Annotated in this window: 8 protein-coding genes; 7 read left to right on the plus strand and 1 reads right to left on the minus strand. The window is 38.0% G+C overall.

Annotation, left to right across the window (positions count from 1 at the left end; all coding sequences use genetic code 11):
• Window positions 1–312, plus strand: a 312-nt coding sequence (locus B0B05_RS15380) for a transposase (protein WP_076784467.1), incomplete at its 5' end; no start/stop codon positions are given.
• A 103-nt stretch (window positions 313–415) separates the two neighbouring features.
• Here the strand turns inward: B0B05_RS15380 and B0B05_RS15385 are convergent.
• Complete coding sequence (locus B0B05_RS15385; protein WP_076784468.1) at window positions 416–634, minus strand: hypothetical protein; 219 nt, start codon at window positions 632–634, stop codon at window positions 416–418.
• A gap of 294 nt (window positions 635–928) precedes the next feature.
• On the opposite strand from B0B05_RS15385, the gene B0B05_RS15395 reads away from it, so the two are divergent.
• The 6 genes from B0B05_RS15395 to B0B05_RS15420 form a co-directional block, all read left to right on the plus strand.
• Window positions 929–2,644 carry a helix-turn-helix domain-containing protein gene (locus B0B05_RS15395; protein WP_076784470.1) on the plus strand — a complete coding sequence of 572 codons (1,716 nt, stop codon included), beginning with the start codon at window positions 929–931 and terminating at the stop codon, window positions 2,642–2,644.
• A 177-nt stretch (window positions 2,645–2,821) separates the two neighbouring features.
• Window positions 2,822–3,406: a Holliday junction branch migration protein RuvA gene (ruvA, locus tag B0B05_RS15400; RefSeq protein ID WP_076784471.1), complete on the plus strand. Its 585-nt coding sequence runs from the start codon at window positions 2,822–2,824 to the stop codon at window positions 3,404–3,406.
• 42 nt (window positions 3,407–3,448) lie between these two features.
• On the plus strand, window positions 3,449–10,543 hold the full coding sequence (gene sov / locus B0B05_RS15405) for a T9SS outer membrane translocon Sov/SprA (protein WP_076784472.1): 7,095 nt from the start codon (window positions 3,449–3,451) through the stop codon (window positions 10,541–10,543).
• 121 nt (window positions 10,544–10,664) lie between these two features.
• Complete coding sequence (gene gcvH / locus B0B05_RS15410; protein WP_076784473.1) at window positions 10,665–11,042, plus strand: glycine cleavage system protein GcvH; 378 nt, start codon at window positions 10,665–10,667, stop codon at window positions 11,040–11,042.
• Between the two features lie 61 nt (window positions 11,043–11,103).
• Window positions 11,104–11,406: a VanZ family protein gene (locus B0B05_RS15415; RefSeq protein ID WP_317044149.1), complete on the plus strand. Its 303-nt coding sequence runs from the start codon at window positions 11,104–11,106 to the stop codon at window positions 11,404–11,406.
• A gap of 350 nt (window positions 11,407–11,756) precedes the next feature.
• Window positions 11,757–12,026, plus strand: a 270-nt coding sequence (locus tag B0B05_RS15420) for a transposase (RefSeq protein WP_143746053.1), incomplete at its 3' end; no start/stop codon positions are given.

The following is a 12,026-nucleotide window of genomic DNA, read 5'->3' on the forward strand; positions in this document are numbered from 1 at the left end:
GCTGTTGATTTTCTCATGAGAACTTTGGCATATTTCTTAAGTCCTGTGAAGATTATTCTTGCTGATGGAGGTTACAGAGGAGAAATCATAGAACAGGTGAAAAATAAGTTTGGTTATCTAATCAATGTGGTGATGAGAAATGATGAAAAGAAAACAGATTTTAAGCCCATTTCTAAAAGATGGATTATTGAACGGACATTTTCCTGGTTTGATAACGACAGGAGATTATGCAGGAATTACGAATTACTAATGGAAAATTCTGAAAATATGGTAAAATTATCCGCTATAAAAAATTTATTGAATAAAATTTAAACAGGCTCTAAGTTTCTAAATGATCAAAAACTTATTTTATTATAATCCATTTCTTTTTGCATTACGTACTACAAAATTCCAAGGAATGATAAATCTTTTTTTTCTACCACTTGATTGGGTCTTTTTTAGGTGGATCTTGTGCTTCATCTGTAGCATTAGAGTTTTCTGAGCCAGAAGTTTTTATTTCCGAAGAATCCTTTTTTGCGCTTTTAGCGATGTTCTGATTGGTTTCCGGTATAGCCACTATTTCATCTGCTTCTCTACAATTTGATACAAAAACCAATAAGGCAATAGCTGCCCCAAATGAGATAAACTTTTTCATAATAGATTGTTGTTAAGTTTATCCCGGCGCCAGGATTTTTTGTTAAAATTCTTGTGATAAAAGTATGAGGCTTAGGCCTTTTGTGCAAAACAAGCCGGTTTCAATTTGGAATTTTTACGAATTATCACGTGCTAATCTGGAAATTTCCAAATTAGCACGTGTAGCTATTTTTTTTAACTTGTTAATAGCGTGTATTTTAAACAAGGTAAAAATTTTTGCTCTAAATTTTGTTGAATTATTAATTATAAGTGATTTTGTTTATTTTTGGTTTATAAAACTAATAGTCGAATAGAAATGGTATTAAAAAAATGGGCTTATATCTTAATTGGTTGCTTATTAATTTTTTCTACAGGAGAAGTTAAGGGACAAAGTTTCTATGTAGAATTGAGAAATATCTATGATAGTTATAATAGTAATGATGAGACGGCTCTGCCTTATGTAAAAAGGTATATTCAAAAAGCAAAGCAGGAAAAAAACTATACGGAACTGAAAAATGCTTATGAAGATTATTCAAATTACTCTTCTAACAAAGCGGTAAAAATTAAATATGCAGACAGTGCCATTTTTGCTGCAAAAAAGGCAGGTAATAATGATCTATTGTCTTCGGCTTATTTATATAAAGGAAGTTTGTATTATTTCTACGATAAAAATTACCAATCTGCATTAGCAGAATATCTCAAAGCATACCAATATTCCAAAAATAGCAATGATGATTATTTAAAATATAAGATCGTTTATCAAATTGGCTTGGTAAAAAGTTATTTGGGATATTATGACGAGGCATTGGTCCTTTTCAATGAATGTATTGCTTATTTTGAGCCTAAAACCAAAGAAAAAAATTATCCTACGCAAGTCTATAACGACAGCAAAGGCTACTTAAATAGTGTGCATCAGGCCATCGTTTGCTATCGACATCTTAAAGAATATAAAAAGGCGGATTCTCTAATAACTGTAGGGTTTCAATTGGCAGGCAGGTCTAAAGATTTTCTGTCAGAAAAAGATTATTTTGTGAAGTGTAAAGGAATCTCTGATTATTATCATAAAAATTATCAGTCTGCCATCCAAAATCTCAATCAGGCATTACCTGTTCTTAAAAAAAATGATGATGCTTACTGGATTTCAGTTTCCGAATTCTATATAGGGAAAAGTTATCTGGGATTAGGAAAGGAAAATATGGCTATAAGGCAATTTGAAAAAGTAGATTCTATTTTCAAAAAAAGAGCATTTATTTTTCCGGAATTGCAGGATAATTATGATTGTCTAATTCATTATTATCAACAAAAAAATAATAGTCAAAAGGAATTGGCTTACACAAAAGATTTATTAAAAGTGGATGCGATTCTTAAAAAAGATTTTCCTTACTTATCATCTAAACTGCACACGGGATATGATGGGCAAATACTTACAGAAGCTAAAAATAAATCGGAAAATCAAAATAAGTGGGGATTATTAGTCATCATAATATTAGCTGTTATCGTTTTACTTCTATTTTTTGGGATATGGAAATATTATCAAAATAAAAAGCTGGTAGAACTTAAATATAATGAATTAGAAAAAAAATTACAAAGGCAAAATAAAACAGAAGAATCAACATCTTATGAAAATATATCTGTACAGGGCAAAGGACTCATAAGTGCCGACATCTTTGCAGATCTTCAGCAAAAATTGAAAGATTTTGAAAACAGTTTAGGTTTTAAAGAAAGTGGGCTCACAATAGACCGGCTTGCTAATAGCTTCAATACCAATAAGCTGTATCTTTCCCAGTACATTAATGATACCAAAGGATCAAATTTCAGCAAATATCTTTCTGCATTGCGTATTAACTATATCACACAACTAATGCATAATGATTCGAAATACCTCCGGTTAAATATACAGGGATTGGCGGATGAGTGCGGAATCTCTTCCAGGACTAATTTTTCTAATCTTTTCCAGGAAATCAATGGTATCCGCCCAACAGATTTTATCAGGCAAAGAAAAAAGGAGTTGGGAGAAGGAAGCACATCTTAATCATTTTTTAATAAGAGCTTAAGATGGGACCATATTTTTCTTTGTATTTTTTAGGGATTATGCAATTACCGGTATATTTCTCCCGATAATCTGCGGAAAAGTCATTTTAATATTAACAAAATGGCTTTTCTTTTTACCATAATTTATATATTCGCAAAACCCTAATTTTTAAGAAAAATGATTTATTCTCTACGAGGTGTCGTTCAGGAACTGACACCTACCTTTGCCGTAATAGAGGTGAGCGGTATTGGTTACTATGTTGGTATCAGCCTGCAAACTTCTCATAACCTATCTCAGGGCAAAGAAGTCCTTCTCTATATCCAGCAGATTATCCGTGAAGATGCTCATCTGCTTTTCGGGTTTTTCTCCAAAGATGAAAAAGACATGTTCAATCTCTTAATAAGTGTTAACGGTGTTGGACCTGTGTCGGCACTCATACTTTTATCTTCGCTCAGTCTTCCAGAAGCAGCAAATGCCATACTTTCCGGCAATAGTGCTGTCATTCAAAAAGTAAAAGGGATCGGTGCAAAAACAGCCGAAAGGATTATTGTTGACTTAAAGGATAAAGTCGGTCAATTCGGTAATTCTGAGGCAAAACTTTCTGCTCTGGCAGACAATAAAATCAAAAATGAGGCGTTATCAGCATTAGAAGTTTTAGGAATTTCCAAGAAGGTAAGCGAAAAGATTGCTGACCGGATTATGAAGCACAATGAAGAAATCTCTGTAGAACAATTGGTCAAAGAGATTTTAAAAAACATTTAACATCTGATAGCAATATGTTATCAGAATCTTAAAAAAATATAAGTGAAGAAAAATTTTTACCTCTATAAACTTAGCTTTCTTTTTCTGTTACTCTTAAACTGTACCAATGCACTGGCGCAGGAGAGACCGCTGGACAGTCTCAGTATAAGAAAAGATTATAGCCTTGCAGATCCTGTAAGATATGATGCTTTTTTTGATATTAAGACTGGCATGTACTATCTCTACCCAAAGATTGGTAATACCGTGGTGGGTGCACCAATTGCAATGACGTCAGAAGAGTATAGAAATTACGTTATGCAAAACAATCTTCGCGCCTATTATGCGGAAAAATCTCTGCTAAATGATTTGGGACGCAGAAAAGACCAGACTGATGCTAAGAAAAAAGGCCTGATACCGGCTATTATAGTCAAGAATAAAATGTTTGAAAATATTTTTGGCAGTAACAAAATAGAACTGATTCCTCAGGGTTTTGCTTCTGTAGATTTGGCAGGTCTTTATCAGAAAATAGATAATCCATTAATTCTCCCACAAAACAGAACCAGTTTTGCTATTAATATTCAGCAGAGGATTCAGCTGGGGCTTACCGGTAAAGTTGGGGAAAATTTGCAGCTCAAAGCCAATTACGATACACAAAGCGGCTTTGCGTTTGAAAACCGGATGAATATGGTTTGGCAGGCCAAAGGCACGTGGAAAGATCTGCAGTCCAAAGGCCTTAATGAGAAAGGCCAGAATCCTGAAGATAAAATTATAAAAAGAGTAGAAGTAGGTAATATCAGCATGCCGCTTTCTACAAGCCTTATCAGAGGTTCGCAATCGCTTTTTGGTCTCAAAACCGAGTTCCAGTTGGGTAAAACAACGGGAACACTTGTTTTTTCACAACAGCAGGGCGAGGCTAAAACCATTGTTGCCCAGGGCGGCGGCATGATGAGCAGTTTCAAAATTAACGCTATTGATTACGAAGATAACCAGCACTATTTCTTAGGCCGCTACTTTCTGGACAAATATGATGGTGCACTTGCCAATTATCCTTTAATCAATTCCCGGGTTAATATTACCAGGATAGAGGTTTGGGTATTGGATCAGGGCGGATCTAACCTGGAGTCTCAGAAACCAATCGTGGCAGTGAGAGATTTGGGAGATCAGGACGGCGTTAATCCAAATAATGCTAATCAAGGCCTTTATAGTGCTATCTCCGGAGCATTAGGAACCAGCAGAGCGGGCATTTCGCCACCGGGTTTGCTTAATGGCAACACATTCCCGGGCAGTTCTACACCGTATAGCAATGATGGCGAGCAATATATCTATAACGGAAAAGCCAGAAAACTGACGTCTTCGGAATATAAATTCAATTCTCAGTTAGGCTATCTTTCTTTGAATCAAAGGCTTAATGACCAACAGTTTCTTGCGGTTTCTTATTCATATACCTTAAATGGTTCTAATACTGTTTATAAGGTTGGAGAATTTTCCGAGGAGAACAGTGTTCTTATTACTAAAATGATTAAGTCCAATGTGGCGGTAAAAACCACCTCGCCAATGTGGGATCTTATGATGAAGAATATCTATTCTCTTAATACAAGCCAGATTCAGCCGCAAAACTTTTTATTAAACGTTTATTTTAAAGATCCTTCTTCTGGTGGTAAAGTCAATTATCTGCCGGGCGCCAATACCACTGTCAATAATAATGATACAAACCTGCTCCGCCTTTTTAACTGGGACAGGCTCAACGCCAATAATGATGCGCAACAGAGCACCACAGGTTTGCCTGGCGACGGTATTTTTGACTTTGTAAACGGCATTACAGTTGACGCAGAAAACGGAAGGTTGATATTTACTAAAGCCAAACCTTTTGTAGATTATCTGGAGAGCGTTCTTACCAATACTGATAAATCACCTTATCTTATCAAAGATTTATATACCAAATTCAAAGCACAGCTGCCTCAGGAGCAACGTTACACCATAGAAGGGCGCTACAAGGGCAGCCAGGGACAGGGTATTTCGCTGGGAGCTATCAATGTACCTCAGGGATCTGTAAAAGTAACAGCCAACGGGACACAGTTGGTAGAAGGTGTAGATTATACGGTAGATTATATGCTGGGTACCGTCAATATTATCAATGAAGCGGTAAAACAATCCGGCCAGGCCATTAATGTGCAGCTGGAAAATCAGTTGACTTTTAATACGCAGCGTAAAAGTTTCTGGGGAATTAATTTGGAAAGGAAATTCAACGAGCATTTTACGTTAGGTGCCACTGCGGTTAATTATACAGAAAGGCCTTTGACCCAAAAAGTGAATTATGGGCAGGAAGCCGTTAGCAACACGATGGCCGGCTTCAATATGATGTATAATAACGAGTTGCCATTTTTGACAAGACTTACCGACAAGATTCCGTTTGTGAATACAGAGGCTCCGTCTAATCTTAACTTCAAAGCAGAAGGTGCTTACCTGATTCCCGGTCAGAGCAAAGGGATTAACAACCAATCCTATATCGATGATTTTGAGCAGACCACATCCAAAATTTCTTTGAAGGAACCTTCTTTATGGAGCCTGGCATCGCGTCCGGAGAAAAATATTGGAGATCCTGTCTTCCCGCAGAATGTAAGCGATAACAGCCTCAGCAATGGTAATGGCAGAGGGCTTTTGTCCTGGTATACGATAGACCCGAGGTTCTACGGTGTTGGTGGCAGCGCACCAGCTGGTATCAATGCGCAGGTATTGTCTAACCATGCTTCCAGAAGGGTGCAGATGCAGGAACTTTATAACAACAGAGATTATGTGGCTGGCGAGCAGACGCTCCTTAATACCTTTGATATTACTTATTACCCTGATTTGCGTGGGCCTTATAATGTGAATCCGAATAACGAGTCGGCTTCGCAAAGGTGGGCCGGGCTTATGCGTCCGATTTCTGTCACCAATTTTGTCACTTCCAATATTGATTATGTCGAGTTTTGGCTGATGGATCCGAGAGCCGACGGTAATACATTGGGTAATGATCCCAAATTGTTATTGCAACTGGGTAATGTATCAGAAGATGTGCTAAAAGATGGCAAACTGCAGTACGAGAATGGCTTGCCAACAGCCAGTACACCTAGCAATACTTCTACGACCAATTGGGGAACGCAGCCAAGCCAGCAGCCAATTCTCTACGCTTTCTCTTCAGAAGGTGATGAGCGGGCGCAGCAAGATCTCGGGTACGACGGACTGAATGGTACACAGGAGCAGCAAAAATTTGGGGTAGATTTTGTAAATCCTATTACCAATGAGTTAGATCCTGCTTCCGATAACTTTTTGTTCTATATGTCTAACCAGTTTCAGGGCGATATGGCATCATCTCTGGTTCAACGTTATAAATACTTCCGAGGGCCAGAGGGTAACTCAGCTTCAAACTCTTTGGAGGTTGCAACACAGACGCCTGATGCAGAAGATATCAACAGAGATTACAATTTGGATCAGACTGAGAATTATAACCAATATTCAATAGATTTGTCACCGGCCAGTATGGCTTTGGGTGCGGACAACAAGATTGTAGATATCAAAGAAGTAGATGTAAAGTTTGAAAATGGCCAATCCGGAAAAGTAAAATGGTATCTCTTCCGTATTCCGGTGGCTAACTATGAGAAAACTACCGTAGACGGCTCAGATGCATCAGTTCTTAATAATGTCAGATTCGCAAGACTTTTACTGAAAGGCTTTGATAAAACATCTACTTTAAGATTTGGATCGTTTGACTTGGTAAGATCAGATTGGAGAAAATATACCAATAAAATTTACAGTACCACAGTACCGAATGTAGAAGAGGGTAACAGCGGTGCAGAGAGTCTTAATTCTAATTTTGACGTTGGTAGTGTTAACCTGGAAGAAAATGCCTTAGGAACTCCGCCATATGTTTTGCCTCCGGGGATAGACAGGCAGGTTCTTAGCGGAAACTCTGGTGTGCAGAGACAAAACGAATCTTCTCTTTATATGAAGGTAGACAGATTAAAAGGTGAATCCAGAGGTGTTTTCAAAAATACCAGTTTGGATATGCGCCGTTACAAAAATCTGGAATTGTTTGTGCACGCAGAAAACCAGACCAACCAGACCACTGCCAACGTAAGCGCTCTGGATCCTAATGCCAAGTTCTTCATCCGCTTTGGTAGCGATGCAACAGATAATTATTATGAGTATGAGTCTTCTCTTACTTATACAGCAAAAAATGCCACATCGCCATTGGATATCTGGCCGGATGCCAACTCCGTCAATCTGGAGATTGAGAATTTCGTCAATGCCAAACTGAAAAGAGATGAACTTTTGAGAGCCGGTAATTATCAGATCTCAGAACGTTTTGCCTATGCGGATTACGGTGATGAGAATAAGAAAATCTATGTGAAAGGGCGCCCAAGTATTGGTAATGTGACGACCATTATGCTGGGTGTCAGAAATAATGATAATTCTAATGCAGAGGGAAAAACCCTGGTGCTTTGGGTGAATGAGATCCGTCTTTCTGAGATCGAGAACAAGGGTGGTTATGCCGGTAATGCAAGCCTTAATTTTAACCTGGGAGATTTTGCTTTGGTTAATGCCAGCGCATCTTACGCCTCTATCGGATTTGGTGCGATAGATCAAAAACCGTCGGAAAGGTCACAGGATGAGAATTCTGCTTTCAGTATCAATACGACCGTTAATGTAGATAAGTTTTTACCGGAGAAATCAGGTATTAAGATTCCTCTTAACTATTCATACACACAAACCATTTCCGATCCTAAGTATAACCCGCTGGACAATGATGTAGAATTGACCAAAGCGCCTAACGAAGGCGAGCTGAAAAAAGTGGTAAGAACCTACACGCAGCAACGCAGCATTGGTGTGGTGAATATGAGGAAAGAGAGAATGAACCCTGATAAAAAAGCTAAATTCTATGATATAGAAAACCTAAACGTAACAGCCATCTACAATGATGATTTTTACCGTGACATCTATACCAAAAGAAACTACCAGCAATACCTGAAGGGCTACCTGGAGTATAATTATACCTTTAAGCCTTATGTTTTGCGGCCGTTTAACAAGATGATCAGCGATACAGCCAAGTCTTACAAGTACCTGCGTTGGGCAAAAGAGTTCAACTTCAACCCGGTTCCTACAAGATTATCTTTCCGAACTATTCTGGACAGGAATTATAATGAGCTGGAGTACCGGAATGTGGATGCATTATTAAGCGGAAATGGAGGTTCTGATTTTGATGTTATCAGGAACAGAAATTTCTTCTTCGGATGGCAGTACAGCCTTGGGTTTAATTTTACAAAATCTCTGAAACTGGAAATTAACTCGGAGACCAAAACCCTTAACGATCAGATTGATGTTAATTCGATGAACAACCGTTCTATTTTCAGTAATCCGTTCCGTGCAGGTCGGCCGGTATTGTATAATCACCGTGCTCAGCTTAATTACAGACTGCCGTTTGAGTATTTCCCATATTTGGATTTCATCAATGCAGAAGTAAGTTATCAGTTCCAGTACAACTGGAATGCGAGATCTACTGCGGTAAGGAGTTTCCAGAATCCAGAGACCGGCAATTGGGAAAACCTGGGTAATATCTCACAAAACACCAATGCCATTATTGGGACTTCTACAATAGATATCCCTAAATTCTTTGGTAAGTTTAACTATTTCAAAAAGATCAATGACAAGCTGCAGAAACGCCGCCAGGAGATTGATTCTCTTAACAACGTTTATAACCAGGCGTTTACCAAGAAGAACAGTAAGTTCAAGTTTAAGTCTTATAAATTTAAGAATAAGCTGACACCAATTCAGGCTTTAGCGTATGCTTTGACATCATTCAAGCAGATCAATCTTAATTATAACGAGAATAACGGGATTGTGCTTCCTGGGCTTTTATCTGCACCTAACTTCTTTGGTTATGGTCAAACATTGGGCGGGCCAACAGTAGGATTCTTGTTGGGATCTCAGGCAGATATTAGGAGAACCGTGATAGAAAATGGTTGGGCATCCAACTCCACGTTGATGAATGATGCTTATTCAGAACTTAATAACAGAACGTTCACAGGTGACTTGCAGGTAATGCCGGCCAATGATCTCCGTATCGATTTTAATGTTCTGCAGAATTACAGCAGGAATTATGTTCAGGGCGGTTACAATGTGGTAGATCTTCAGAACAACTATTTCGGTTTCCGGGATGCGTTTGGGACTGAGTCAATCACTTATTCTAATACAGCATGGACTTTTAATACCGCTTTCAAAGACGGTAGCGCCCTTTATCAGTCAATAAAAGAAAATGCTTTGGCCATTTCTCAACAGTACGAGGGCATTGTGGACAGAGACGGTTATGTTGCCGGTTACTCAAGAAGTAATTCTTATGTATTGATTCCGGCTTTCAAAGCTGCGATAGAAGGTAAATCGCCTAAAAAGCTGGGTAATCCTACAAAAGCCGGTGTGCCATTGCCTAACTGGAAGATTGTGTACTCTGGCCTTAGGAATTTACCAATTGTCAACAGCCAGTTCTCTAAGTTTGATATCCTGCATTCTTATGTTTCTACATTCACCATGTCGGGTATCCAGTCCAGCATCGATTTCTATAACAGGAATGTAAATGATGTTAATACCGTATATGATTCTAATGGGAACAGATATAATCCTTACACCTTCACGCAGGTAGGTTATGTAGAAGCTTTTGCACCGCTGGTTGGTTTTGATGTCACAATGCGGAATAATATGCAGTTCCGTTTCAATTATAACAGAGACCGGACTTATTTGCTGGGCTTAACCAATACAACCCTTACAGAAGAATATGGTAATGAGTTTGTAGTGGGCTACGGTTATATCCTCAAAAATCTGAAATTAAGAATCAATTATAAAGGAAAACCGAGGGATATCAAAAGTGACCTTAATATGAGAGCCGATTTATCAATGCGGGATAGCAAAACCACGCTTACCAATATATTGATAGACGATTCCCAGGTCACGGGCGGTCAAAAGATCTTTAGCCTCAAACTTTCTGCAGACTATAATATGTCTCAGAATCTTAACCTGAAATTCTTCTATGACCAGATGATGACCAAGTATAAGATCTCAACAGCTTTCCCATTATCAACAATACGTGCCGGGATTACCGCCACAATGACATTTGGAGGTTCAGGTAATTAATATCGATAACCAATTATAAAAAAGAGTAAACCTACGTTTACTCTTTTTTTATAATTTATTTTTATTCTATTGTTAGATCTTAATTATATAATTAAATTTGCGAAAACCTAATCAAATAAAAATGAACACACCAGCAGAACTTAAGTACACCAAAGATCACGAGTGGATCAAGGTAGAAGGCGATACAGCAACCATTGGGATTACAGATTATGCCCAGGGAGAATTAGGAGATATCGTTTTTGTAGATGTAGATACAGTAGACGAGGATCTCAACGAAGGCGATGTATTTGGCAGCGTAGAAGCCGTTAAGACTGTTTCAGACCTTTACCTTCCCGTAGCAGGCACCGTTTTGGAAGTTAATGCTGAGTTAGAAGATCAGCCGGAACTTCTTAATACAGATCCTTATGGCAAAGGCTGGATCATCAAGCTCAAAGTGTCAGACACCGCAGACCTTTCCACATTATTATCGTCAGAAGAATACCAGGAAGTTGTCGGTTAATCATCTCATACAAAAATACAGTAAGATTATATTGCCCATTTATTGGGCATTTCTTACTTATATGCTTTTACGCCCAGGCATAGAAAACAAAGAGTACTTTTTTATGTTTCCTCATTTGGACAAACTTATCCATTGCTCCATATTTTTTCTTTTGGGATTTTTCTTCAGGCTAAGATTTCCTAAGACCCACTTTATATACTTCTTTCTTATCCTGGTTTCTTATGCACTGCTTACAGAGATCCTTCAGGACATCATGCAGCTTGGCCGTTCTCTGGAACTTTTAGATGCTGTTGCAGATACAGCAGGCCTTACATTATCATACTACGTATATAATATATATATAAAACGTCAGGGCGGGATTTAATATTAAGTTCAGGTTTTGGGCGGCTGCCAAAAACTCCAAAGCCTTTCCCCTTCCAATTTTGTCACCGGGCTATCCGCTCATATCTTTTGCTTTATTACTCTTACTATATTTTTACACCTTTTTCGGCATTTTCACGGTTATATTACTTTATATATTTTTAGGAAAAGCAAAAGGATATCCGCTACTATCCCTGCCGCAGCGCGATTCTGTATAATCATCTTCCCAATAATTAGTCATTCCTTAAAATAAATACAACGGTTTGATATTCAATATTTTATTATCAAATTTCGCTTAAAAATGTTGTATAAAATTGCAGAAAATCGTATTTTTAGGGTATAAAAAGTGGCAAAATGTTAGGAAAAATAAAACAGGATTTACAGCAAAATTTATTCAAGACCAGACTTACCGAGCTTATTAATATGGATCATCCACTTGTAAAATTAGCGCATGAGATTTCTTGGGATAAAATAGAAGCTGAGTTCGAGGGTTTATTTTCAAAAGAAGGAAGACCCTCTATTGCGGTTCGCAAAATAGCAGGAATGCTTTTGCTCAAGGAAATGTTTAAAGAAAGTGATGAAAGTGTAGTAGAAAGATGGATTGAGAATGCTTATTGGCAATAT

It is taken from the genome of Epilithonimonas bovis DSM 19482, assembly GCF_900108115.1.
In the GTDB taxonomy this organism is placed as follows: Bacteria; Bacteroidota; Bacteroidia; order Flavobacteriales; family Weeksellaceae; genus Epilithonimonas; species Epilithonimonas bovis.

What these genes read in the sequence shown, in the direction of transcription:
- B0B05_RS15415 (WP_317044149.1), top strand. Translation starts at nt 11,104, where the DNA reads ATGCTTTTACGCCCAGGCATAGAAAACAAAGAGTACTTTTTTATGTTT.
- B0B05_RS15395 (WP_076784470.1), top strand. Translation starts at nt 929, where the DNA reads ATGGTATTAAAAAAATGGGCTTATATCTTAATTGGTTGCTTATTAATT.
- gcvH (WP_076784473.1), top strand. Translation starts at nt 10,665, where the DNA reads ATGAACACACCAGCAGAACTTAAGTACACCAAAGATCACGAGTGGATC.
- ruvA (WP_076784471.1), top strand. Translation starts at nt 2,822, where the DNA reads ATGATTTATTCTCTACGAGGTGTCGTTCAGGAACTGACACCTACCTTT.
- B0B05_RS15385 (WP_076784468.1), bottom strand. Translation starts at nt 634, where the DNA reads ATGAAAAAGTTTATCTCATTTGGGGCAGCTATTGCCTTATTGGTTTTT.